The following is a 21,761-nucleotide window of genomic DNA, read 5'->3' on the forward strand; positions in this document are numbered from 1 at the left end:
ACTCACTTCCTATCCGATGAAACGCCGGACCGTCTCGATAAATTTGCCGACCGAGATCGGCTTGGACAAATAGGCTTCGCAGCCGCCCTCGCGGATGCGCTCTTCGTCGCCCTTCATCGCGAACGCCGTGACGGCGACGACGGGAATGCTGCGCAGCTCCGGATCATCCTTGATCCAGCGCGTCACCTCCAGGCCCGAGACCTGCGGCAATTGGATATCCATCAGCACGAGGTCGGGCCGCGTCTTGCGCACGAGGTCGAGCGCCTCGTAGCCGTTGCTGGTACCCGAGGTCTGGTAGCCGTGCGCTTCCAACAGGTCGCGGAAGAGCTTCATGTTGAGCTCGTTGTCTTCCACGATCAGGACGGTCTTAGCCATCCCGCCCTCCTGTTTGGTCCACAGACCGATACATGTGCCGCCTCAGGCGCCGCTCACCGGCGCTTCGAAAACTGGATTCAAACTAGCCTCAGATTCGCTTGAGTTTCGTTAAACCCGGGGGCCGACTTTCTGCGATGTGGTTTCCAGTTGCTTGTCCGGGGTCGCAAGACTTGGGCACGAGACTCGGGCATGATGACTCCAAAGTAGACACTGAAAGTTAACGGAAAGGCAAACCGGCCACGTGAAAAAGCCTGTTCACAACCCCCGCGAAGTCGCTGAAATCGTTGCGCTTCAGGCGCTGTCCTTCGTCGCCGGCGAGCCTGAGCGGCTGGGCCTGTTCCTGGCGGAGACAGGGGTCGGCCCGGAGATGTTGCGCAATGCGGCCTCGGACCCGAATTTCCTCCTCAGCGTGCTCGATTTCGTGATGCGCGATGACGCCACCGTGAAGGCCTTTGCGGACACTGCGGAGCTGCATCCGACCAACGTTGCCGCAGCGCGGCAGGTCTTGGGCGACGCGCTCGGCGACCCCCATTGGGAGCGCGACGTGCCGTGACCGTCCCGGAAGCGGCCGGGCCTCTCTGCTTTTGCCGGGATTGTTCGGCCGATCTGGACATGGCCATCCAAAGCCTGGGCCTGCGGCGCTGTTCCACCTGCGGTTCCCCTCGCCTCGTCCGCCACCGCGCGCTCGCAAACCTGACCATCGCCCATATCGACTGCGACGCCTTTTACGCGACGGTCGAGAAGCGCGACAATCCTGAGATCGCCGACAAGCCCGTCATCATCGGCGGGGGAAAACGCGGCGTGGTGTCGGCCGCCTGCTACATCGCGCGCACCTATGGCGTGCGCTCGGCGATGCCGATGTACAAGGCGTTGGAAGCCTGCCCGCACGCGACGGTGATCGGGCCCGACATGGCCAAATATGTCCGGGTCGGGCGCGAGGTTCGCCAGGCCATGCAGGCGCTGACGCCGCTGGTCGAGCCGCTCTCGATCGACGAGGCCTTCCTCGATCTCTCCGGCACCGAGCGGGTGCACGGCATGATCCCGGCCAAGGTGCTGGCGCGGTTCGCGCAAAACATCGAGTGCGATATCGGCATCAGCGTCTCGGTCGGCCTCTCCTGCAACAAGTTTTTAGCCAAGATCGCCTCCGACCTCGACAAGCCGCGCGGCTTTGCCGCGCTCGACCAGGAGGAAGCCCGCGAGATGCTGGCTTCGAGGCCGGTCGGCTTCATCTTCGGCGTCGGACCGGCCACGCAGGAGCGTCTGATGCAACGCGGCTTCCGCATCATCGCCGATCTGCAAAAGGCCGACGAGATCGAGATGATGCGGCAGTTTCCGAGCGAGGGCCGCAGGCTGTGGCGGCTCGCGCGCGGCATCGACGACCGCCGCGTCGAGCCTGATCGGGGCGCCAAGACGATTTCGAGCGAGACGACGTTCGAGACCGACATCCGCGACTTCGCGACGCTGGAGAAAATCCTGTGGCGGCTGTGCGAGAAGACGTCGTCGCGGCTGAAGAGCAGCGAGCTTGCCGGCTCCACCGTCACGTTGAAATTGAAGACCGCCGACTTCCGCCAGCGTACGCGCTCGCAATCGATCGCAGCCCCGACGCAGCTTGCCGCAAAGATCTTCTCGATCTGCCGCGAGATGCTGGCCAAGGAGATCGACGGCACCGCCTTCCGCCTGATGGGCGCCGGCGTCAGCGCACTGCGCGAGGGCTCGGTCGCCGACGACACCGACATGCTCGACCGCCGCGCCGCCCACGCCGAGCGCGCGGTGGACAGCTTGCGTAAAAAATTCGGCAGCGCCGCGGTGATCCGAGGCATCGCCTATGAGGGGCCGGAAAAGGCGCAGGAGTGATGACAGGCGAACGCGATCTCGACGCGCTGCTGAGATACATGAATCCGGAGATGCGGCCGGGCATCTTCGTGTTCTGTGCGATCCCCACAGACCAGCCGATTCCCGCAGCGCTCAGTCCGCTGCTGACGTTTCGCGAACAGGAGGGCATCACGCTCGTGATCCCTCGCGAAGAGGCCGAAGCAGCAGGCCTAAGCTACGCGTTCGCCTCGCGCCTAATCACGCTGACGGTTCACTCCGCACTCGATGCAGTAGGCTTTCTGGCGGCGATCACGGCGCGTCTCGCCGCAGCCGGCATCAGCGTGAACGCCGTGTCGGCCTTTTATCACGACCATCTCTTCGTGCCTGCTGACCGGGCCGACGAAGCGATGGCTGTTTGCAAGAGGCGTCTGGAGCGTAGCCCGAAATCAATCCGCCACCGCGATCGCCTCGATCTCGATCATCCACTCCGGCGCGGCGAGCGCGGAGACACCGACGAGGGTAGAGGCCGGCGGTTCCATGCCATCGAAGAAGGCCGAGCGGGCCTTGCCGATGATCGGGCGCAGCTCCGGCTTGTAGTTCACGACGAAGGTCGTGATCTTGACGATGTTGGCGTAGCTCGCGCCGGCCGCTTTCAGCGCGTGGCCGAGATTCTGCATCACCTGCGTGGTCTGCGCGGCGAGATCGCCCTCGCCTACGATCCGTCCCTCCTCGTCCACCGACACCTGGCCGGAGATGTAGATGGTCCGCGCCCCCGTGGCGGTGACGACGTGCGAATAGGCCGGATTGTGATGCAGGCCGCTGGGCCGGAGATGATCGAGCTTGGGCATGGTTGGCCTCCCGGATGTTTGTGGTTGGGAGGAAGCGTAGCTGGAGAGGGAGCGGAGAGCCAGCCCCGTCATTGCGAGGAGCTCTTGCGACGAAGCAATCCAGAATCTTTTCGCGGAGGGATTCTGGATTGCTTCGCTTCGCTCGCAATGACGAAAGAACCCTCAATTGCAGGGCTTGCTGTCCTTCGCGTCGAACTTGCCCATCGCGCCCGAAATCACAAAATCGTTGTAATCGAGCACGAGCTGGCGCGAGACGCCGTTTTCGTAGAGCTCGAACGCCATCGCGTAGACCGGCGTCTGCTCGCCTTCCTTCTGCTGGACCTCGCGGTCGAAATAGCTGACGGTCACGGGCCAACGCTTGAGCGACTTCATGTGCTCGTCGGACGTCGACGGATCGGGCGAGCCCTCGCGCTCGGCCGGGATCGGCTGGCCGATCACGGTCAGCGTGTTGTAGACCTTCTGGCCATCGTCGGAGCCGTCATAGACGGAGAGCTCGAGCAGCGACTTGCCGTCCTTGGCGGCGGCAATGATGCGCTGGATCTGTTCGGTCGGGAATACGATCTTGCCGTCGAGCGTAAAGCTCTTCGGCGCCGGCAGCTTCAGCTTGACGTTGATGTGGTCGCCGTCGCGCTCGGCCGAGCCGTCGACCCGGCCGGCATCCGCCTCGTTCATCCGCGTCTCGATCTTGAAGCGGTAGCTTTTGCCGGCGGCGTCCTCCCAGGAATTGGAGCGGAGGTCGCTGAGCGTGACCTTGCCCTCGCCGCTGTCGAGCTCGGAAACCTGGCGGAATTCAGAGGTGTAGCCCTCGCACGAACTGCCGGCGAAATTGTAGAGGATGCGACCGCGCGCGCTGTTGACCGAATTGGAGCGCGATTTCACCAGGCTCAAATCGTAGAGTGCCTGATGCGCGAGGAATGGACCGTTGGCGGCCTGCGCGACGCCTCCGGGACCGAAAGCGGCCGCCGCGAGCGCCGTCACACCGAGCGAAGTCCGAAAAAGGTGCAGCATGTCTGGTCCCTTGGGGAAAGCGCAAATTCGACATTTTAATGAACGTTCCATTGCGTCGCAACTGAGGCCGTTTCACGTAAAGTTGCGGCCCCAGTTGAACCACCTGCCCCGCCTCGACTAAATGCAGCCGCTTGCAGGCCCTTGGGCTTGCTTGCATGTGGCGGCACGATGGGCGAAACAGGGCGCCCGGCCTGCAACGGATGCGCCCCGGGCGGATGAATTTTGGACAACGAGGTCGGACATGGCGGGCACGGTCGAACAGAAGCTGGCGGAACAGGGCATCAAGCTGCACGAGGCGCCCACCCCCGTGGCCAATTACGTGCCGTTCGTGCGTACCGGTAATTTGCTGTTCGTCTCCGGCCAGGTCTGCTTCGCCCCCGACGGCAAGCTGATCGCCAAGGGCAAGCTCGGCGCCGGCGTGACCATCGAAGACGGCGCGGCGGCCGCCCGCGGTTGCGCCGTCAACCTGCTGGCCCAGGTCAAGGCGGCGCTGGGCGACCTCGACAAGGTCGTTCGCGTGGTGCGCCTCGGCGGCTTCATCAACTCGGCGCCGGACTTCCTGGACGGGCCCAAGGTCCTCAACGGCGCCTCCGACCTGATGGTCGCCGCCTTCGGCGACAAGGGCCGCCATGCCCGCACCACCGTCGGCGTCACCTCGCTGCCCGCGGATGCGGCGGTTGAGGTCGACGGCGTGTTCGAGGTCGCCTGAGCGGAATGCGCGCTCCCGATTGGCTGACAGCCCGGCCGGTCGCCCATCGCGGCCTGCACGACATTTCCCGCGGAATCGTCGAGAATATGCCGGGCGCGGTTCAGGCTGCGATCGCAGGCAATTTCTCGATCGAAGTCGACATCCAGCTGTCGTCCGACGGCGAGGCCATGGTGCATCACGACCATGAGCTGGGCCGCCTGACCGAAGCCGTCGGCGCGCTGGTCGAGAAGACCGCCGCCGAGCTGAAGGCCGTCACGTTCAAGGACACGGCCGAGCGGATGATGTCGCTCTCCGACCTCTGCAGCATGGTCGCCGGCCGCGTGCCGCTGGTGATCGAGGTCAAAAGCCATTTTGACGGCGACCGCAATCTGGTGAAGCGGATGGCCGAGGTGCTGGCGTCCTATCAGGGGCCCGCGGTCGGTATGTCGTTCGATCCCGACCAGGTGCTGGCGCTGCGCGACCTGTTGCCCTCCCTCCCGCGCGGCATCGTCGCGCAGCGGAGCTATGAGGACGAATATTGGGCTTACCTGAACCAGGAGCAGCGCGACAGCATGCTGTACCTGCGCCACGGCTTCCAGACCCAGCCGCATTTCGTCGCCTTCAAGGTCGACCACCTCCCGGCCCCGGCGCCCTGGATCGCCCGCAATGTGCTCGGCTGCGCCCTGCTAGGCTGGACCGTGCGCACGACCGAGCAGCGGACGCGGGTCGGGCAATATGCAGACCAGATGATCTTCGAGGGCTTCGTGCCGTAGGCTTGATGTTCCCACTCTTGAAGTCGCTGCTGCAATGCACGATCTTGGGCACGATGGCACCATCCGAAATCACCCTCGAAGCAGTACCTTCCATTGGCGAAGTGTCGCCGGACGATTGGGACGCCTGCGCCAATCCCGGCAAGATTTGTAACGGGCATGGCAAGGGAACCTTATCCGGGCTTCCAGGCGATTTCCACGGCCTCTCAAGGCCCGCCTATAACCCCTTCGTCTCCCACGCGTTTCTATCCGCGATCGAGAAATCGGGTTCGGCAACAATCCGCACCGGCTGGGGGCCGCGGCATCTCGTGGCCAAGATCGACGGCCGCGTTGCGGGGGTAGCGCCCTGCTATCTGAAATCGCATTCGCAAGGCGAATACGTCTTCGACCGCGGCTGGGCGGATGCCTATGAGCGCGCTGGCGGGCGCTATTATCCGAAGCTTCAGGTCTCGGTTCCCTTCACGCCGGCGACGGGGCCGCGGCTGCTAGTTCGCGACGGCGTTGACCACGAGCGCATCACGGAGGCGCTGGCGAGCGGGCTGGTGGCGCTATGCGGCGTCAGCAAGGCCTCCTCGGTGCACGTTACCTTCGCGCGCGAGGCGGAGTGGAAGCTGCTCGGGAAGCACGGCTTCCTCCAACGCACCGACCAGCAGTTCCACTGGCACAACCCGGGCTTTGCGACGTTCGACGATTTCCTGGCGACGCTGAACTCACGCCACCGCAAGTCGATCAAGCGCGAGCGGCGCGATGCACTGGCCGCCGGGGTCACCATCCACTGGCTCACGGGCAAAGACATCACCGAAGACGCGTGGGATGCGTTTTTCATGTTCTACATGGAGACCGGCTCGCGCAAATGGGGCCGGCCGTATCTGACGCGGGAATTCTTCTCGCTGATCGGCGAGACCATGAGCCAGGACGTGCTGCTGATCATGGCACGCCGTAACGATCGCTGGATCGCTGGCGCGATCAACTTCATCGGCTCGGACACGCTGTTCGGCCGCAACTGGGGTGCGGTCGAGCATCATCCCTTCCTGCATTTCGAGGTCTGCTATTATCAGGCGATCGACTTCGCCATCAAACACGGCCTGGGGAATGTCGAGGCCGGCGCGCAGGGCGAGCACAAGATCGCGCGCGGCTACCTGCCGCGGACCACCCACTCCGCCCACTTCATCGCCGATCCCGGCTTGCGCCGCGCCATCGACGATTACCTCAAGCGCGAGCGCGCCTATGTCGCGGAAGCCGGACGGGAGCTGGCCGAGCTCGGCCCGTTCCGCAAAGGCGCCGACGAGGCGCCTTGACGGTTCACTGCTGCTGGTGACAGTAGCGCGAAATTCCAGGGAGCCGCCGCCATGACCGCCTACGACACCAACAACATCTTTGCAAAAATTCTGCGCGGCGAATTCCCCTGCCACAAGATCTACGAGGATGAGCACGTGCTTGCCTTCCTCGACATCATGCCGCGGGCACCAGGCCACACGCTGGTGATTCCAAAAGCCCCTGCCCGCAACATCCTCGACATCAAGCCTGATGACTACGCCCATGTCGCCCGCGGCGCGCACAAAATCGCAGCCGCTGCGATGACAGCGTTTAGGGCTGACGGTATCACCGTGCAGCAGTTCAACGAGGCGGCCGGCGGACAGGTGGTATTTCATCTCCACATGCACGTGATGCCGCGCCACGACGGCGTGGCCCTACTGCCGCCCGCCAGCCGCAAGGAAGACGTCAAGGTGCTGGAAGAGAACGCGACCAAGCTGATCGCGGCGTTGAAGGAGGTTTGATCGTCACCACCCGTCACTCCGTCTGAAAGTCCCCCGGCTGCGGTGCGGCCAGCGGGGTGAACTCGCAACGATCGGGCTTGATGTCGATCAGCGGCGTGTTGTCGATGCAATCGAGTCCACGCACCAGAATCGCATTGCCCTCGATGCCGACGAGCTTCACGATCGACGTGCCGATCGGATTGGGCCGGACCGGCGAGCGCAGCGAGAAGGTGCCCCGGGTCTTCTCGTTGTTCTTAGGGCTTTGCAGGACGATGTCGCGGCGCGACTGGTCGAGCCAGTAGAGCACTTCGAGGTTGCCGTAAAAATCGACGCCCTTGATCGCCGGCACGAACGGTTCGAAGATCTCGAGCCGGCATATAGGGCCGTCATGCCGGCCTTGCCGCGGCGTCTCCAGCCGCGAGGTCCAGGGCGTGCGGATGCGGCCGATGAAGACGAGGCCGGCATCCTGCGTCGACGGCAGCTCGATGGAGACTTCGCCTTCGCGGAGCTCGTTTTCGCGAACCATATTTCCAATTCCCTGCTGTTCGCCGGCGGTTTTAGCCCAACCACCACGTACCGGCCAGCATGAAGACTTCGCCCGCGACCACGCCCGCGAAGATCGAGCGGCGGGCCAGCAGGAAGACGATGAGGCCGGCGCCGACCGCACCGTAGCGCAAGGCATCCGGCACGCTCGCAAGCGCCCCGGGCGGCTCGACCACGATCTGGGCGATGACGCCGGCCAGGATCGCGGTGGCGACCGCCCGTACCCAGACCAGAAGCTCGGAGCCCTCGTCGATGCCGCCGCCGAACCACAGGCCGAGCATGCGCCATATCTGGTTGGGAACAACGCCAGCGACGAACAGCACGGCGAGCGCGTGCCAGTCGCCGATGAGCTGTGCAAAGCTCATGCGCGCACCTCGCGCCACCAATGCACGCCATAGGCAATCGTGCCGGCCACGAGGCCGCTGACGAGGATGTCGAGGCCGGAGTTCATCTTCGCGGCCAGCGGATAGAGCAGAACCCCGAGCGCCAGCGCGACGCCGTCGGCAACCTCGCGGCTGTTGCGTGCGGTCGAGAACAGGAAGGACAGTGGCGTCAGCAGCAGGATCGCGGCGCCCAGCGTCTGCGTCAGATTTGCAGCGAGGAAATAGCCGACCGTGTTGGCGGTGAGACACACCGAGACGAGACCGAAGCCAAGTCCGTTGACAAAGGCGATCCGGCGCTCACGCGGCACCTGCGGCAGGAAGCGATGGCATTCGACCCACAGTGTCACCGCGGTGAGATGCGCCGCGAAAAACAGCTCGCGCCGTTTTGTCGTCGGCGTGCGCATCAGCGGCAGCACCGAGACCACCATCGGAAACAGGCGGACCGCGCTGACCGTGACTGCAATCGCCGACTGGATGACGGTCGCGCCAGAGCCGAGCGTGGTGATCAGGATGATCTGCGCCGGTCCCGCCCAGACGAACAGCGTCGAGCAAAGCGCCCATAGCAGGCTGAAATGGCTATCGTGGGCGAGCGCACCAATGCCGAGATAGGTCGCGAACAGGACGAGGGTGAGGATCGTCTGCGTGATCGAGCGCAGTCCCCACGCAAAGGCGCGCCAGGGACTTTGCCATTGAGGTGAATCGAGCGGAGGAAGCGCCACGGGAGTCTTGGACGGATGAGGAATCGTGCCTGCATAACGGGCAATGCGGCGCCTCGCGTCAAGAAAGCGCGCAGCGGGGCTGGCATGCACGCTGGAGAGATGCCCCTACCCGCTCACGCCGCGGTTCTTCAGCACGAAGCACGCCCCGCCGGCTTTGCGGATGCGACCGCAGAGTTCATCCGCCTCGCTCCGCGTATCGGCGCCGATGCGCACCTGGTAGAACGCGCGCGTGCCGCGGCTGCGCATCACCGAGCTCAGCAGGCTCGGATCACGTTCGCCGATCACGTCGCTTAGCCGCGTGACCGCGCGGGAATACATCGCCAGCGCCCGGTTGCGGTCGAAGCCGGCGGCGAGCTGCACGCCCCAGATCTTTGCGGCCGCGAGCTCCACATGCTGCTCGAGCTCGGCGACGAAGGCATTTGGCGCGCGCTTCAGGAGCACCATCAGATCGCGGCAGCTCGTCGGCGGCGAGCTCGGCGGGCCCTTGCCGGTGCTGCCGGCCTTGGCCCATGCATCGACGCTCGTGCCGGTAATGGCGAAGACGTAGTTGCGCGTCTGGTCTGGCATCGGACCGGTGCCGGCGAGCCATTCCTGGACCCGGCGCGGGCCGGCATTGTAGGCGGCGGCCGCCAAGCCGAGATTGCCGAACTGATTGCGCAGCTCGTTCAGAAATTCCGCCGACTTCGGCAGCGCCTGCACCGGATTGAAGGGATTGAGCAGTCCTCGCTCGCTCGCGGTGCCCGGCATGAATTGCGCGATCCCCTGCGCGTGCTCGCCGCTGCGCGTCATCGGCCCCACCGCATCAGCCTGGAAGCGGCTCTCCTGCCAGATCACGCGGGCAAAGAACTCCAGCGGCAGATTGGCATCGCGCGCAGCGGCCTCGATAATCAGGCAGATCGACTCCCGCGTGTCACTCTCGCGCGCATCGCCGGACTTAGCCGGCGGCGTCGCGAGTTCCTCGACGCTGGGGACGGCGACGTCAGTCTTTGCAGGCGAGCTGTCCCATGCTGCGACCCGTGTCGCCGAGACAAGCAGTGCGGTGATGATGCACAACGCAATCTGCACCCATCTCGTGCAGGCATGGTGATGGCGCGCGCCGGCGCGGCGTGCAACAAGATGATCTGCCATGTTGTGGCATCGTGCCATGGTTCGACGAGTTGCCAATATATGCTGCCTGACCTGCTTTTCTCAATGCGATATCCCGCCAAACGGATCCGCGCGATCCTTGCCCTCGCCGCACTCATCCTGAGCGTCGCGCCAGCCGCCGCGCAGGTCAAATGGCGGATGACCACGGAATATCCTGAGAATAACATCTCCGGGATCGGGCTGACGACCTTCGCCAGCCGCATCTCCGAGCGCACCCACGGTTTCGTGACCGTGACCAACGCTTTCGACAACGAGCTCAAGATCAATTCGGGCGAGATGCCGCGCGCGGCGCTGGACGGCCGGATCGCGGGCGGCGATGCCTTCGCGGGCGCGCTCTCGGGCCTCGACCCTGTGCTCGGATTGTCCACCCTGCCCTTTCTCGTGCAATCGGTCGAAATCGCCCGCGCCAGCAATTTGCGGGCGCGCCCGCTCTATGAGAAGGCGCTCGCTGCGCGCGGCCTCAAGCTGCTCTATCTGACGATCTGGCCGGCCACGGGCCTCTGGTCGGAACGGTCGCTCGACAGTGCCGACGATCTGCCGAAACTGAACTTGCGGGCCTACGATGCCAATTCCAGCGAGGTCATGCGCGCGGCCGGCGCGAACGCGCAATTCCTGCCGATGGACGCAGCACTTGCCGGACTGAGGGAGCACCGGCTGAATGCCTTCCTCACCTCCGGCGACGGCGGCGCGGGGCGCAAACTGTGGGACTTCCTGCCGCATTTCACGGCCATCAACTACGCGATGCCGATCTCGATCGCCTTCGTCCGCAGCGACGCATTTGCCGAACTGTCCGAGCCGATGCAGCGCGAGGTGCTGGCTGCTGCGGCCGAGACGGAGCAAAACCAGTTTGCGCTGCTCGCCCATCGCACATCCGAAAATTATACGCGCATGCGGGACAATGGCGTCCATATCGCCGAGCCGGCGCCTGCGTTCCTTGTCACGGAGCTGCGGAAGGCAGCAAAGGACGCGATCGCCGCCTGGGAAACCCAGGCAGGCGCGGAAGCGACCGCAATCGTCGAATGGGCGAGACAGCAATGAGGAAGCTGTAGCGGCATCTGCGATGAACGCTCCGCTGGTGTCGCTGCTTATCGCCCTAGGTTTTGACCGGAACCGGGAATTCGCCCCGGATGGCGCGGTCGAGGGCATCGATCAGCGCCTGGATCTCGATAAACTTGTTGCGCGCTCGCTCGGCCGTCTCGCGCACAAAGGGAGCGGCCAGCACTTTCGCATGCGCGTCCCTGTCCTCGATCATGCGATCACGGGCCTTCTGCAGAGTTTCAAGTCGCTCGCTCATCCGGCCTCTCCCAAAAAATTGTCTCGATCCTAGTCCGGAATCGCCGGTCGACGAGAACACGGCGAACAAGCAACCCTCAACAGCCGCGGCAGATGTTCTTCAGCTTCGCTGCGGTTTTGGCCTCTTCCGCAACGAACGGGTCCTTGTAGGCACTACGGGACGCATCGTTCTCCGCAGCAGCGGGCTTTTTCTCCTTCGGAGGAAATGCAGCATCGTAGCAGGCGAGACGTTCGCTCGTGCTTTCGATCGCGCGGCAGTCCGGTCCTGCCGCGACAGCGCCTTGCGACAGTGTGCCCAGCATCAACGCGACAAGAAGCGCTCTCCGGCGGATCCAGTCGACCAGACGAAATCCAGCCATACACGCTCCTGCTCAGTCGGCGGGAGCACTGGTGACCCTCAGTCACCGGTTGATGCCAATGGAAGGGCGGTGATGGCGCGACTCTACGCGTCCCTCCCGCGAATAGCGAGCTTTTAGGGATACGCAATATCAAGAAGGCGGATGTCGGCGTGACAATTGTTGCGCGTTGCCTTGGTCCGCGGCCTCGTTTAGGTCAAGCAATAGATGGCGGTATCAACCCAGGCGCGGCAACATGGTTACAATCTATTTCGATCTCGACGGCACGCTGACCAACCCAAAACCCGGGATCACACGCTCCATCCAGTACGCCCTGGAGCGGCTGAACGTGGCGGTGCCGAGCGAGGACGAGCTGACCTGGTGCATCGGCCCGCCGCTGCACGCCAGCCTGGAAAAGCTCACCGGCAGCGCGGAACTCGCCGACCGGGCGCTGCTGCTCTATCGCGAGCGCTTCAGCGATGTCGGCCTGTTCGAGAACGAGGCCTATGCCGGCATCATGGACACCCTGACAACGCTTGCCGCAACGACACCGCGCATGTTCGTGGCGACCAGCAAGCCCGCGGTCTACGCCATCCGCATCGTCGAGCATTTTGGACTAAAACCGTATTTCGAGCGCGTGTTCGGCTCCGAGCTCGACGGCACCCGCGTCGACAAGCGCGACCTGCTGCGCTACGCGCTCGACGAAGCCAAGGTCGATCCCGCCAGCGCGATCATGATCGGCGACCGCAGCCACGACGTGGTCGGCGCTCTCACCAATGGCATGACGGCGATCGGCGTGCTGTATGGCTATGGCAGCGAGGCCGAGCTGCGGGACGCCGGCGCGCATCACATATGCGCTGCGCATCCCGAGCTGCTCACTCACTGCGTGGCCTAAGTTCTAGGCACTGACGGTCTCCACCGCCGCCAGCATGCCGGTCTTGGCGTGGCAGTTCAGATATTCGAAGAACTGCTCGTCCGCCGCGGCCACAGTGACCTCGTGATAGAGCCGCAATTTTGCCGATGGCCCGAGCGTCGACAGATATTTCATCGCCGCGCCGAATATCTTGACGTGGGTCGGATGCGATTCCGCCCACCGTTCCAGCGCAGCCAGGCTCTTCCACCAGCTTTGGCCGTAGGACTTTTCGCTCGCGTTCCCGTCGGCTGCAAGCACGCGCATGTAGCGGTTGGCGTAGCAGCCGATGCCAAGACCGTCATGGCGCAAGAAATCCATCCCCTCGCGCAACACCGGCTCGACGTCGTCGAGATAGAGCTTTCGCTCCGAGGTCTCGGTATCGCTCCAATCCTGTCCTGACCGGATCAGGCAGAGATTGTCGTGCGCCTTCACGCGCAGCCGCGCGCCGTCGCGGATCAGCTCGGGATTGCCGCCCGGCGACATCGAATCGGTCTGCGACAGCGGGATGCGGTCGCGCATGCCGCCCCAATAGGCGTGCTCCTGCACCTCGCCGCTCATGCCCTGCGCAATCACCGCAACGCCCTCGGGCCGGTCGAGCGAGGAGAACAGCGTCTCGTGCCGCGCCACCGTGGGGCGCAGCACCTCGATGAAGGTGCCGACGCCCCCGAACTGCTTCCCGGTCCAGGCCTCGCGCGCCGGTCCGAACCAGGCGTCGAAGCGCGCGATGTCGTCCCAATAGGCCACTGAAACGACGTTCTCGTAGCCGGCCTGATCGACATATTGCGCGCGGTCCCAATGCGAGGGACCGTCTTCCGCCGCAAAGCGCTCCGCGATTTCGGCGAGCGCGTCCGTCGCGACCGCCGGCGCCGCGCCACGATATTGAACGCCGAAATAGGCCATCAACACGCGGCTCACGGCGGGCTTGTAGCGCGCCACGAAGGACGGATATGGCGGCTGGTAATCGTCCGGCACACGCTTGTGGCGCGTGCGCGGGGTCTCGAGATGCAGAGGAATTGCCGATTCCATGATCGTGTCCCTCCCTCGATCCCGACGATCAGCTCGCCGCCGCGGCAATGTCGGTGGGCTCGACGCTGTCGACCGGCAGCGCAAACTGCTCGACGCGCTGGTATCGCTTCTTGTTGAGCAGGAGCCGCGTCACGTCGGGCCGCGAATAGTGCCCGGCGGGATCAGCGGCGTTCTTGGCGACACCGATGGCGCCGAGATCGATTTCGGCGATCAACAGCCCTTCCTGGTCCGGCGCGAGCTTGTCTCCGATCTGGCTCCCGTCAGGGCCGTAGATCGCAGCAAAGCCACCGCCGGCATGCAGCAGCGCGTGCTTGTCCGGCCGATCGCAGAGTTCGTCGATCATGGCTTGCGAGACCGTCGCGCAAGGCGCCAGCACGAAGCAGGATCCTTCCACCGCGTAGACGCGCGAAGCGGCGTTGTTGACCTCGGCGCCGAGCGCTGGCGCGAAGGGATCGTAGAGCGAAAAACTCGGCCAGGCCGCAACATGCACCTGCTCGTTCTGAGCATACATCGCATATTTCGACAGCGGCTGGAGATGCTCCCAGCAGCACAGCGCGCCGATACGGCCGATGTCGGGCCGCGCATGCACGGCGAGATCGCTGCCGTCGCCCTCGCCATAGACGGTGCGCTCGGCATGGGTCGGCCGCAGCTTGCGGCGCTTTGCGATGGTCTCGCCATCCGGCCCGATCAGCCATTGCGCCAGGTAAAGACTGCCGCCGTCACGCTCGGACAGGCCGAACACCGCGGTGAGCTTGGCCTTGCGCACGGCGTCGCGCAGCCGCTCGGATCGCGGGCTGTCGTAGGACAGCGAATTGTCGAAATAGCGCTGCACGAAGCCGCGACCGATCGCCCAAGCCGGCGAATCCATCCAGATGTGCCAGGGGTAGCCGGGGATGAAGGCCTCCGGAAAGGCGATCAGCTTGGCGCCCTTTTCGGCGGCGTCCCCGATCAGGGCGATCGATTTGTCGATCGAGGCATCGAGGTCGAGCCAGGCGGGCGCTGCCTGCACCACCGCGACCTTGTATTTCGGATGTTGGATGCCCATTCCCGCCTCCCTTGCCGGTTGATCGGAAGCTACGTCCGATGCAGTCTATTGGGCCAGAGCCGGACCAGGCCCGCTCGACCGCCCCGGCACGAAAACTCGACTGGAACGGCGGTACGGGATTTGCCTCGGTCAGGCGCGATCCGCGCAACATGCGATTTTACGGGATGTGAAAGGGAGGCTCTGCAGATGCCAATCCAGTTCACCACGGACGACAGCCCCGGCCACCGCCGGCTTGCGCTCTGGCAGGATATCGTCTGCGACGTCTTCGTCGGGCTCGACTGCAAGTCCGACCTTGGCAGCGCCTTTCGCGGCTCGGTCACCCGGGCGCCGCTGGGCAAGGCGGAATGCTCCGAGGTCTGTTCCGATCGTCAGCACGTGTTGCGCACGCCCTCTCGCATCGCGCGCTCGGATCAGGATTTCATCCTGATCGCGCTCGGCAATCGCGGCGCCGGCGGCGTGGTGCAGGACGGCCGCGAGGCCGTGGTGCATCCGGGAGAGTTTGCGCTCTACGACACCACCCGTCCCTACGAGCTGAAATTCGACGGCACGTTCACGCAGACCATCTTCAAGGTGCCGCGCGAGATGCTGCAGCGCCGGCTCGGCGCGACCGAAGCCCTTACCGCCAGCACTTTCGGACCGGACTCGCCGCTACAGAGGATCGCCTATGATTTCATCTACCGGCTTTGCCAGAGCGCGGATCAGATCGATCCGCTCCACGCTGCTGCTCTGTCGGAACAGGCCGTCGACGTCCTGGCGATGGCGCTGGGCGAGCGGCTAGGCCAGACGCCGCTGCCGTCCTCGACCCATCGCTCCGCCCTGCTCTACCGGCTGAAAGCGCATATCCGGGCTTTTCTTGCCGATCCCGACCTCTCGCTGTCCGAGACCGCAGCGGCGCTCGGCATCTCCTCCCGCTACGTCAACGATCTCCTCGCCGACGAGGACACCTCGTTCCAGCGCCACGTCCTCGGTGAGCGCCTCGCTCAATGCAGGCGCGACCTCGCCTCGCCCGTGCTCGCCCACCGCCACATCAGCGAGATCGCCTTTGCCTGGGGCTTCAACGACCTCTCCCATTTCGGTCGCGTCTTCCGCGAGCATTTCGGGACGTCGCCGCGCGACTTCAGACAGGGCCAATTGCGGCATTGACATCCGGGTAGCCATTCGCCGGAGCCTTCGCTTCAGGCGAAGGCAATGCTCGTGAATTCCAGATTGTCAGGTGCTGCCGCCGGGATCAGGCTGGCGCACATGAGGACTCACGCCAACACAAGCGGATCGGAGGTCTTGCTGGGCGTCATCGCGATCCGGCTCGCGGTGCTGGTCGTGGTGGGCTGGACCCTGACGCTCTTGCCGCGGCAGGCGCGCGAGAGTGACGCCGGCTGCCTTCCCTCACCTGTAACGTGGAGCGAGGCTCGGCTTCCGGCGACGACGACCGGCGCGCGCGTGACTGACGCAGCCTTCGACGACATGCTTCTGCACGACTAGGGCCGCTCCCAAGCAAGGCCGGTATGTGGGCGTGGAGTAGGACACGGCGCCAGCTTGCATTACCATTCGGCACCAAGGCCGTACCGTTCAACCAGCGGCCAGCCGAGGAGCATATCGATGGAATACCGACGCTTGGGCCGCTCAGGCCTCATGGTGCCCGCCTTGAGTCTTGGGACCGGCACCTTCGGCGGCGTCGGCCGCCTCGCTGCGTGGGGCACGACTGACGCAGCCGAAGCGCGGCGCCTTCTGGATATCTGCCTCGATGCCGGAGTGTCGATGTTCGACACCGCGAACGTCTATTCGCTCGGCGAGTCCGAGCGCGTTCTCGGCGAGGCCATCAAGGGCCGCCGCGACAAGGTTTTGATCTCGACCAAGGCAACGTTCCGCTTCGGCGACGGCCCCAATGACATCGGATCGTCACGGCAACATCTGCTCGCGGCCATCGATGCTTCGCTGAGCCGGCTCGGCACCGATTACATCGACCTGTTCCAGCTTCACGGCTTCGACGCCTTCACCCCGCCTGAAGAGGTGCTTGCGACCCTCGATGGGCTCGTGCGCGCCGGCAAGATCCGCTACGTCGGCGTCTCGAACTTCTCCGGCTGGCACCTGATGAAGTCGCTTGGCGTTGCCGACAAGCACGGCTTTCCGCGCTATGTCGCCAACCAGACCTACTATTCACTGATCGGGCGCGACTACGAATGGGAGCTGATGCCGCTCGGCCTCGACCAGGGGCTCGGCGCCGTGGTCTGGTCGCCGCTCGGATGGGGACGCCTCACCGGAAAGATCCGCCGCGGCCAGCCAAAGCCTGACGTAAGCCGCCTACCCAAGACGGCCGAGTTCGGCCCGCCGGTGCCGGACGAGCACGTCTATCGTGTCGTCGAGGCCATCGACGAGGTCGCGAAGGAAACGGGCAAGAGCGTCTCGCAGATCGCGTTGAACTGGCTGCTGCAGCGTCCGACAGTCTCGACGCTGATCATCGGCGCGCGCAACGAGACGCAGCTTCGCGAAAATCTCGGCGCGGTCGGATGGTCCTTGACCAAGGATCAGATCGCAAAGCTCGATGCCGCGAGCAAGGTGACCCTGCCCTATCCGTACTGGCACCAGCGCACGACCTTCACCGACCGCAATCCGCCGCCGGTGTAGACACCTTCGGAAACGCGAAATCGCCTGGCAGGCTGCGAAAGCCGTCCTGCCCATGCCTCGCCGCCGGGAGACCCGCTCCCGGTGCAGGAACCGTCGGTCTCCTGCCGGGTTGCGATGCATCTCGCTATTTCCTATTCGGAGATGTACCACGGCTCGAATCAAGCGCGCCTCCACCATGTCGCCTGCCCCCATCGAGCATGCCGACGGCCTGCCGCAGCCGCAGCGCAACCAGGCGGTGCTGACGATTGCGCTCGGCATCATCATGGCGGTCGTCGACAGCGCCATCGCCAACGTCGCGCTGCCGACGATCGCGGCCGACCTCGACGCGAGCCCGGCCTTCTCGATCTGGATCGTCAACGGCTACCAGCTCGCGATCACGATCTCGCTGCTGCCATTGGCTTCGCTCGGCGAGATCGTCGGTTATCGCCGCGTCTATCTGGTGGGGCTGGTGCTGTTCACGCTCGCGTCGGCCTTCTGCGCGCTGGCGCACACGCTGCCGCTCCTCACGATTGCACGCATCGTGCAGGGGTTCGGCGCGGCCGGCATCATGAGCGTCAACGCGGCGCTGGTGCGCTTCACCTACCCGCGCAGCCAACTCGGCCGCGGCATCGGGCTCAACGCCCTCGTCGTCGCCTTCTCGGCCGCGGTCGGCCCGACGCTCGCCGCCGGCATCCTAGCGTTCGGCAGCTGGCCCTGGCTATTCGCCATCAACGTCCCACTCGGCGCGGTGACACTCGTCCTCGGCCTGCGTAGCCTGCCTCACACCAAGGCTGCGAGCCACTCCTTCGACTGGCAGAGCGCGGGGCTGTCCGCGATCACCTTCGGCGTCGGCATCGCGGCCGTCGACAGCGTCGGTCATGGCGAGGCCGCCATCGCCTGCCTCGTGCAGTTTGCCATCGCCATCGTCGCCGGCGCGCTGCTGATCTACCGCGAAACCCACGTGGCTTCGCCGCTGCTGCCGGTCGACCTGTTGCGCATCCCGGTGTTCGCGCTTTCAATTGCGACCTCGATCGCCTCGTTCTGCGGGCAGATGCTGGCCTTCGTTGCGATCCCGTTCTACCTCCAGAGCCGCTTCGGCTATTCGGCGGTGCATATGGGCCTCCTGATCACGCCATGGCCGATTGCTGTGGCGTTCGCGGCGCCGCTGGCCGGCCGCCTGGTCGAGTATTATCCGGCGGGCTTGCTCGGCGGCATCGGGCTCACGCTGTTTGCGTGCGGCCTCGGCACGCTCGCCTTCCTGCCGGCGACGCCGACGCCGCTCGACGTGATCTGGCGGATGGCGCTCGCCGGTGCCGGCTTCGGCCTGTTCCAGACCCCCAACAACCGCACCATGATCGCCGCCGCTCCGCGCGAGCGCGCCGGCGGCGCGAGCGGCATGCTGGGCACCGCGCGGCTGCTCGGCCAGACCACTGGCGCGGCGCTGGTCGCGCTGTTCCTCGGTCGCTATCCGATCGAAGGAACCAGGATCGCACTGCTCACCGGCGTCGGCTTCGCGCTCTGCGGAGCCATGCTGAGCATGTTGCGGCTGTCGCCCGCGGGCGCGCGCGGTGCCGAGCATGTCCGCGTGCAGGACGATCAGCGTCTGCGCGGCGATTAGCGGGCCTCTCTCCGACTCAAAACGTCGCAGCGGGAGTCGCCGGAGAGGCGCAAAAGGTGGTCGCGGAGCCTTCGAAGAGACCCAAGGCGAAACCGAGGGCCGGGCCCGCTCCTACCGCTGCGGCTGCGCCGCCAGCGGAAGAAAAGTAAGCTTCGTCTCTCACGAGGGCATCGGCGCCCCCTACCTAAGGAAGTGTGGCCCTCCAAATAAAAAGGCCGGCTCTTCAGCCGGCCTTTTCAATTCATTGCGCGCAGATCAAGCTTTGACCAGCGGACCCTTGGTCGGCCCTTTCGAACCGCCCGGCTTGGACTTGCCCGGCGGGCGTTTGCGGGCGCCCGGGAGCTTCTCCTGCTTCGGCGTAACCGGACCCTCGACGAACTCGAAGCCGATCTTGTCCTTGGTCTCGTCGGCCTCGTCCTTGACGAGGACGACGCGGACGTGGCCGCCGCCCTTCAGCTTGCCGAACAGCACCTCGTCTGCCAGCGGCTTCTTGATGTGCTCCTGGATCACGCGAGCCATGGGACGTGCGCCCATCTGCTCGTCGTAACCATGCTTCACCAGCCAGGTCTTGGCGGGTTCGGACAACTCGATGGTGACGTCGCGATCGCCGAGTTGCGCTTCGAGTTGAAGCACGAACTTCTCGACCACCGTGCCGATCACCTCGACGCTGAGATGGCTGAACGAGACGACGGCATCGAGACGGTTGCGGAATTCCGGCGCGAACTGCCGGTTGATCGCCTCGTGGTCGTCGCCTTCACGCTTCGAGCGCGTGAAGCCGAACGCCTGCTTGGCGAGATCGGACGCGCCGGCATTCGTGGTCATGATCAGGATCACGTTGCGGAAGTTGACCTGCTTGCCGTTGTGGTCCGTGAGCCGGCCGTGGTCCATGATCTGGAGCAGCACATTGTAGAGATCAGGATGCGCCTTCTCGATTTCGTCGAGCAGCACCACGCAATGCGGATGCTGGTCGACGCCGTCCGTAAGCAGGCCACCCTGGTCGAACCCGACATAGCCGGGAGGCGCGCCGATCAGGCGCGACACGGTGTGCCGCTCCATGTATTCGGACATGTCGAAACGCAGCAGCTCGACGCCGAGTGACGCCGCGAGTTGCTTTGCGACCTCGGTCTTTCCGACGCCGGTGGGGCCCGAGAACAAATAGCAGCCGATCGGCTTCTCCGGCTCGCGCAGGCCGGCACGCGCCAGCTTGATCGAAGCGGCGAGCGACTCGATCGCCTTGTCCTGACCGAACACGGTGCGCTTCAGGGTCTGCTCGAGGTGCTTGAGCACCTCGGCGTCGTCCTTTGACACGCTCTTCGGCGGGATCCGCGCCATCGAGGCGATCGTGGTCTCGATCTCCTTGATGCCGATGGTCTTCTTGCGCTTGTTCTCGGCGACCAGCATCTGCGCCGCACCGGATTCGTCGATCACGTCGATCGCTTTGTCCGGCAGCTTGCGGTCGTGGATGTAGCGCGAGGAGAGCTGCACCGCGGCCTCGATCGCCTCATTGGTGTATTTCAGCCGGTGGTAGTCCTCGAAGTAAGGCTTGAGCCCCTTGAGGATCGCGATCGCGTCCTCGACCGTCGGCTCGTTGATGTCGATCTTCTGGAAGCGCCGCACCAGGGCACGGTCCTTCTCGAAGTGCTGGCGATATTCCTTGTAGGTGGTCGAGCCCATGCAGCGGATGGTGCCCGAGGCAAGCGCCGGCTTGAGCAGGTTCGAGGCGTCCATCGCTCCGCCCGACGTCGCGCCCGCACCAATCACGGTGTGGATCTCGTCGATGAACAGGATGGCGTTGGGATGCGCCTCGAGCTCCTTCAGCACCTGCTTCAGGCGCTCTTCGAAGTCGCCGCGATAACGCGTGCCGGCAAGCAGCGTGCCCATGTCGAGCGAGAACACGGTCGCAGCGGCCAGAACTTCCGGCACCTCGCTGTCGACGATGCGCTTGGCAAGGCCTTCCGCGATCGCGGTCTTGCCGACACCGGCCTCGCCCACGAACAGCGGATTGTTCTTCTGCCGGCGGCACAGCACCTGGATCGCGCGGTTGATCTCGGAATTGCGTCCGATCACCGGATCGATCTTGCCGTCGCGCGCCTTCTTGTTGAGGTTGACGCAATAGGTCTCGAGCGCCTCGCCCTTCTTCTTGGCGTCGTCGCTGCCCTTGGTCTCGGTCTCCTCGTCGACACCGCGCACGGGGCGCGCCTCGGAGACGCCCGGCCGCTTGGCGATGCCGTGGCTGATGTAGTTGACGGCGTCGTAGCGCGTCATGTCCTGCTCCTGCAGGAAATACGCGGCATGACTCTCGCGCTCGGCGAAGATCGCGATCAGCACGTTGGCGCCGGTCACCTCTTCGCGGCCGGACGACTGCACGTGGATCACCGCGCGCTGGATCACGCGCTGGAAGCCGGCAGTCGGCTTGGCGTCGTCGGCGCCGTCCGTCACCAGATTCTCGAATTCGGTCTCAAGATAATTGACGAGGCTCGTGCGGAGCTTGTCGAGGTCGACGCTACAGGCGCGCATGACGGCGGCTGCATCGGAGTCGTCGATCAGGGAGAGCAAAAGATGCTCGAGCGTCGCGTATTGGTGATGACGCTCGTTTGCGATCGCCAGTGCACGATGCAGGGATTGTTCAAGGCTTTGGGAAAAAGTCGGCATTCGCGTCCTCTATGGCCCCCACCATCATGATCGTCATCGACCGGTCAGGCAACAACAACCTTTGTCACATATAGGTATATAAGATCGCGGCGAAAGGCCGGTTCCGCGACTCAGGCGGCTGCACAGCTGCGGTACTTTTTGATGCAAAACCCGTTCCGGTTCGGGCGCGATCGGCGCCGGTGCAGAATTCCGTAGTTTTGCCCGCAACGAACATCGCGCGCAGACCTCA

Annotated in this window: 24 protein-coding genes and 1 pseudogene; 13 read left to right on the forward strand and 12 right to left on the reverse strand. The window is 64.7% G+C overall.

The window, feature by feature from the left end:
* Positions 1 to 9 precede the first annotated feature (9 nt).
* Positions 10 to 375 carry a response regulator gene (locus tag IVB27_RS15230; RefSeq protein ID WP_247340659.1) on the reverse strand — a complete coding sequence of 122 codons (366 nt, stop codon included), beginning with the start codon at positions 373 to 375 and terminating at the stop codon, positions 10 to 12.
* 241 nt (positions 376 to 616) lie between these two features.
* Between IVB27_RS15230 and IVB27_RS15235 the strand changes: the two genes are divergently transcribed.
* From IVB27_RS15235 to IVB27_RS15245, 3 genes and pseudogenes are all read left to right on the forward strand, one after another.
* Entirely contained in the window at positions 617 to 928 is a 312-nt protein-coding gene (locus IVB27_RS15235; protein ID WP_247340660.1) for a DUF3572 domain-containing protein, read from the forward strand.
* The gene (locus tag IVB27_RS15240; protein ID WP_247444325.1) at positions 925 to 2,229 is read left to right on the forward strand and encodes a DNA polymerase IV; all 1,305 of its coding nucleotides are present in this window, start codon (positions 925 to 927) and stop codon (positions 2,227 to 2,229) included. The genes IVB27_RS15235 and IVB27_RS15240 overlap by 4 nt, the downstream gene beginning before the upstream one ends.
* Positions 2,229 to 2,603: pseudogene (locus IVB27_RS15245) on the forward strand (ACT domain-containing protein); the annotation flags it as partial. The gene IVB27_RS15240 and the pseudogene IVB27_RS15245, both read left to right, overlap by 1 nt.
* A gap of 30 nt (positions 2,604 to 2,633) precedes the next feature.
* Here IVB27_RS15245 and IVB27_RS15250 read toward each other — a convergent pair.
* Both IVB27_RS15250 and IVB27_RS15255 read right to left on the reverse strand, forming a co-directional pair.
* On the reverse strand, positions 2,634 to 3,035 hold the full coding sequence (locus IVB27_RS15250; RefSeq protein WP_247340667.1) for a RidA family protein: 402 nt from the start codon (positions 3,033 to 3,035) through the stop codon (positions 2,634 to 2,636).
* A 162-nt stretch (positions 3,036 to 3,197) separates the two neighbouring features.
* Positions 3,198 to 4,043: a cell envelope integrity EipB family protein gene (locus tag IVB27_RS15255; protein WP_247444326.1), complete on the reverse strand. Its 846-nt coding sequence runs from the start codon at positions 4,041 to 4,043 to the stop codon at positions 3,198 to 3,200.
* A gap of 241 nt (positions 4,044 to 4,284) precedes the next feature.
* Between IVB27_RS15255 and IVB27_RS15260 the strand changes: the two genes are divergently transcribed.
* The 4 genes from IVB27_RS15260 to IVB27_RS15275 are packed head-to-tail and all read left to right on the forward strand — an operon-like array spanning position 4,285 to position 7,279.
* Positions 4,285 to 4,752 carry a RidA family protein gene (locus IVB27_RS15260; protein ID WP_247444327.1) on the forward strand — a complete coding sequence of 156 codons (468 nt, stop codon included), beginning with the start codon at positions 4,285 to 4,287 and terminating at the stop codon, positions 4,750 to 4,752.
* A gap of 5 nt (positions 4,753 to 4,757) precedes the next feature.
* The gene (locus IVB27_RS15265) at positions 4,758 to 5,504 is read left to right on the forward strand and encodes a glycerophosphodiester phosphodiesterase (RefSeq protein WP_247444328.1); all 747 of its coding nucleotides are present in this window, start codon (positions 4,758 to 4,760) and stop codon (positions 5,502 to 5,504) included.
* A gap of 53 nt (positions 5,505 to 5,557) precedes the next feature.
* Entirely contained in the window at positions 5,558 to 6,799 is a 1,242-nt protein-coding gene (locus IVB27_RS15270; RefSeq protein ID WP_247444329.1) for a GNAT family N-acetyltransferase, read from the forward strand.
* A gap of 51 nt (positions 6,800 to 6,850) precedes the next feature.
* Positions 6,851 to 7,279: an HIT family protein gene (locus IVB27_RS15275; protein ID WP_247444330.1), complete on the forward strand. Its 429-nt coding sequence runs from the start codon at positions 6,851 to 6,853 to the stop codon at positions 7,277 to 7,279.
* Positions 7,280 to 7,292: 13 nt separating this feature from the next.
* Here IVB27_RS15275 and tsaA read toward each other — a convergent pair whose 3' ends face one another.
* From tsaA to IVB27_RS15295, 4 genes are all read right to left on the reverse strand, one after another.
* Entirely contained in the window at positions 7,293 to 7,784 is a 492-nt protein-coding gene (gene tsaA / locus IVB27_RS15280; protein ID WP_247444331.1) for a tRNA (N6-threonylcarbamoyladenosine(37)-N6)-methyltransferase TrmO, read from the reverse strand.
* 31 nt (positions 7,785 to 7,815) lie between these two features.
* Entirely contained in the window at positions 7,816 to 8,166 is a 351-nt protein-coding gene (locus tag IVB27_RS15285) for a branched-chain amino acid transport AzlD family protein (RefSeq protein ID WP_247444332.1), read from the reverse strand.
* Positions 8,163 to 8,903, reverse strand: a complete 741-nt coding sequence (locus IVB27_RS15290) for an AzlC family ABC transporter permease (RefSeq protein ID WP_247444333.1) — start codon at positions 8,901 to 8,903, stop codon at positions 8,163 to 8,165. Before IVB27_RS15290 ends, IVB27_RS15285 begins: the two co-directional genes overlap by 4 nt.
* 105 nt (positions 8,904 to 9,008) lie before the next feature.
* Positions 9,009 to 10,049, reverse strand: coding sequence for a lytic transglycosylase domain-containing protein (locus IVB27_RS15295; RefSeq protein WP_249811585.1), 1,041 nt, complete (start codon positions 10,047 to 10,049; stop codon positions 9,009 to 9,011).
* A gap of 21 nt (positions 10,050 to 10,070) precedes the next feature.
* Here IVB27_RS15295 and IVB27_RS15300 point away from each other — a divergent pair, with 21 nt between their 5' ends.
* On the forward strand, positions 10,071 to 11,087 hold the full coding sequence (locus tag IVB27_RS15300; RefSeq protein WP_247444334.1) for a TRAP transporter substrate-binding protein: 1,017 nt from the start codon (positions 10,071 to 10,073) through the stop codon (positions 11,085 to 11,087).
* Positions 11,088 to 11,142: 55 nt separating this feature from the next.
* On the opposite strand, the gene IVB27_RS15305 is transcribed toward IVB27_RS15300, so the two are convergent.
* Entirely contained in the window at positions 11,143 to 11,343 is a 201-nt protein-coding gene (locus IVB27_RS15305; protein WP_345946877.1) for a hypothetical protein, read from the reverse strand.
* A 76-nt stretch (positions 11,344 to 11,419) separates the two neighbouring features.
* Positions 11,420 to 11,701 (reverse strand): type VI secretion system-associated protein TagO, encoded by a 282-nt coding sequence (locus tag IVB27_RS15310; protein ID WP_247444336.1) that lies wholly within the window; start codon positions 11,699 to 11,701, stop codon positions 11,420 to 11,422.
* A gap of 232 nt (positions 11,702 to 11,933) precedes the next feature.
* On the opposite strand from IVB27_RS15310, the gene IVB27_RS15315 reads away from it, so the two are divergent.
* A complete protein-coding gene (locus IVB27_RS15315; protein WP_247444337.1) occupies positions 11,934 to 12,572 on the forward strand; it encodes an HAD family hydrolase in 639 nt (212 codons plus the stop codon).
* 3 nt (positions 12,573 to 12,575) lie between these two features.
* Here the strand turns inward: IVB27_RS15315 and IVB27_RS15320 are convergent, their stop codons facing one another.
* Both IVB27_RS15320 and IVB27_RS15325 read right to left on the reverse strand, forming a co-directional pair.
* On the reverse strand, positions 12,576 to 13,616 hold the full coding sequence (locus IVB27_RS15320) for a phenylacetaldoxime dehydratase family protein (protein ID WP_247444338.1): 1,041 nt from the start codon (positions 13,614 to 13,616) through the stop codon (positions 12,576 to 12,578).
* Between the two features lie 28 nt (positions 13,617 to 13,644).
* The gene (locus tag IVB27_RS15325) at positions 13,645 to 14,661 is read right to left on the reverse strand and encodes a carbon-nitrogen hydrolase family protein (RefSeq protein WP_247444339.1); all 1,017 of its coding nucleotides are present in this window, start codon (positions 14,659 to 14,661) and stop codon (positions 13,645 to 13,647) included.
* A 186-nt stretch (positions 14,662 to 14,847) separates the two neighbouring features.
* On the opposite strand from IVB27_RS15325, the gene IVB27_RS15330 reads away from it, so the two are divergent.
* From IVB27_RS15330 to IVB27_RS15345, 4 genes are all read left to right on the forward strand, one after another.
* Positions 14,848 to 15,804 (forward strand): AraC-like ligand-binding domain-containing protein, encoded by a 957-nt coding sequence (locus IVB27_RS15330; protein WP_247444340.1) that lies wholly within the window; start codon positions 14,848 to 14,850, stop codon positions 15,802 to 15,804.
* Between the two features lie 45 nt (positions 15,805 to 15,849).
* A complete protein-coding gene (locus tag IVB27_RS15335; RefSeq protein ID WP_247444341.1) occupies positions 15,850 to 16,140 on the forward strand; it encodes a hypothetical protein in 291 nt (96 codons plus the stop codon).
* Between the two features lie 117 nt (positions 16,141 to 16,257).
* Entirely contained in the window at positions 16,258 to 17,283 is a 1,026-nt protein-coding gene (locus IVB27_RS15340; protein WP_247444342.1) for an aldo/keto reductase, read from the forward strand.
* Between the two features lie 175 nt (positions 17,284 to 17,458).
* Positions 17,459 to 18,880 carry an MFS transporter gene (locus IVB27_RS15345; RefSeq protein ID WP_247444343.1) on the forward strand — a complete coding sequence of 474 codons (1,422 nt, stop codon included), beginning with the start codon at positions 17,459 to 17,461 and terminating at the stop codon, positions 18,878 to 18,880.
* 255 nt (positions 18,881 to 19,135) lie between these two features.
* Here IVB27_RS15345 and clpA read toward each other — a convergent pair whose 3' ends face one another.
* The gene (gene clpA / locus IVB27_RS15350; RefSeq protein ID WP_247444344.1) at positions 19,136 to 21,532 is read right to left on the reverse strand and encodes an ATP-dependent Clp protease ATP-binding subunit ClpA; all 2,397 of its coding nucleotides are present in this window, start codon (positions 21,530 to 21,532) and stop codon (positions 19,136 to 19,138) included.
* Positions 21,533 to 21,761 lie beyond the last annotated feature (229 nt).

This window comes from Bradyrhizobium sp. 197 (assembly GCF_023073375.1).
In the GTDB taxonomy this organism is placed as follows: Bacteria; Pseudomonadota; Alphaproteobacteria; order Rhizobiales; family Xanthobacteraceae; genus Bradyrhizobium.

Excerpts from the sequence above, each read along its gene's own strand:
- IVB27_RS15320 (WP_247444338.1), bottom strand. The coding sequence starts at position 13,616 with ATGGAATCGGCAATTCCTCTGCATCTCGAGACCCCGCGCACGCGCCAC.
- IVB27_RS15315 (WP_247444337.1), top strand. The coding sequence starts at position 11,934 with ATGGTTACAATCTATTTCGATCTCGACGGCACGCTGACCAACCCAAAA.
- tsaA (WP_247444331.1), bottom strand. The coding sequence starts at position 7,784 with ATGGTTCGCGAAAACGAGCTCCGCGAAGGCGAAGTCTCCATCGAGCTG.
- IVB27_RS15260 (WP_247444327.1), top strand. The coding sequence starts at position 4,285 with ATGGCGGGCACGGTCGAACAGAAGCTGGCGGAACAGGGCATCAAGCTG.
- IVB27_RS15265 (WP_247444328.1), top strand. The coding sequence starts at position 4,758 with ATGCGCGCTCCCGATTGGCTGACAGCCCGGCCGGTCGCCCATCGCGGC.
- IVB27_RS15285 (WP_247444332.1), bottom strand. The coding sequence starts at position 8,166 with ATGAGCTTTGCACAGCTCATCGGCGACTGGCACGCGCTCGCCGTGCTG.
- IVB27_RS15295 (WP_249811585.1), bottom strand. The coding sequence starts at position 10,049 with ATGGCACGATGCCACAACATGGCAGATCATCTTGTTGCACGCCGCGCC.
- IVB27_RS15275 (WP_247444330.1), top strand. The coding sequence starts at position 6,851 with ATGACCGCCTACGACACCAACAACATCTTTGCAAAAATTCTGCGCGGC.
- IVB27_RS15330 (WP_247444340.1), top strand. The coding sequence starts at position 14,848 with ATGCCAATCCAGTTCACCACGGACGACAGCCCCGGCCACCGCCGGCTT.
- IVB27_RS15300 (WP_247444334.1), top strand. The coding sequence starts at position 10,071 with ATGCTGCCTGACCTGCTTTTCTCAATGCGATATCCCGCCAAACGGATC.
- IVB27_RS15250 (WP_247340667.1), bottom strand. The coding sequence starts at position 3,035 with ATGCCCAAGCTCGATCATCTCCGGCCCAGCGGCCTGCATCACAATCCG.
- IVB27_RS15335 (WP_247444341.1), top strand. The coding sequence starts at position 15,850 with ATGCTCGTGAATTCCAGATTGTCAGGTGCTGCCGCCGGGATCAGGCTG.
- IVB27_RS15340 (WP_247444342.1), top strand. The coding sequence starts at position 16,258 with ATGGAATACCGACGCTTGGGCCGCTCAGGCCTCATGGTGCCCGCCTTG.
- IVB27_RS15345 (WP_247444343.1), top strand. The coding sequence starts at position 17,459 with ATGTCGCCTGCCCCCATCGAGCATGCCGACGGCCTGCCGCAGCCGCAG.
- IVB27_RS15325 (WP_247444339.1), bottom strand. The coding sequence starts at position 14,661 with ATGGGCATCCAACATCCGAAATACAAGGTCGCGGTGGTGCAGGCAGCG.
- clpA (WP_247444344.1), bottom strand. The coding sequence starts at position 21,532 with ATGCCGACTTTTTCCCAAAGCCTTGAACAATCCCTGCATCGTGCACTG.
- IVB27_RS15230 (WP_247340659.1), bottom strand. The coding sequence starts at position 375 with ATGGCTAAGACCGTCCTGATCGTGGAAGACAACGAGCTCAACATGAAG.
- IVB27_RS15255 (WP_247444326.1), bottom strand. The coding sequence starts at position 4,043 with ATGCTGCACCTTTTTCGGACTTCGCTCGGTGTGACGGCGCTCGCGGCG.
- IVB27_RS15310 (WP_247444336.1), bottom strand. The coding sequence starts at position 11,701 with ATGGCTGGATTTCGTCTGGTCGACTGGATCCGCCGGAGAGCGCTTCTT.
- IVB27_RS15305 (WP_345946877.1), bottom strand. The coding sequence starts at position 11,343 with ATGAGCGAGCGACTTGAAACTCTGCAGAAGGCCCGTGATCGCATGATC.
- IVB27_RS15270 (WP_247444329.1), top strand. The coding sequence starts at position 5,558 with ATGGCACCATCCGAAATCACCCTCGAAGCAGTACCTTCCATTGGCGAA.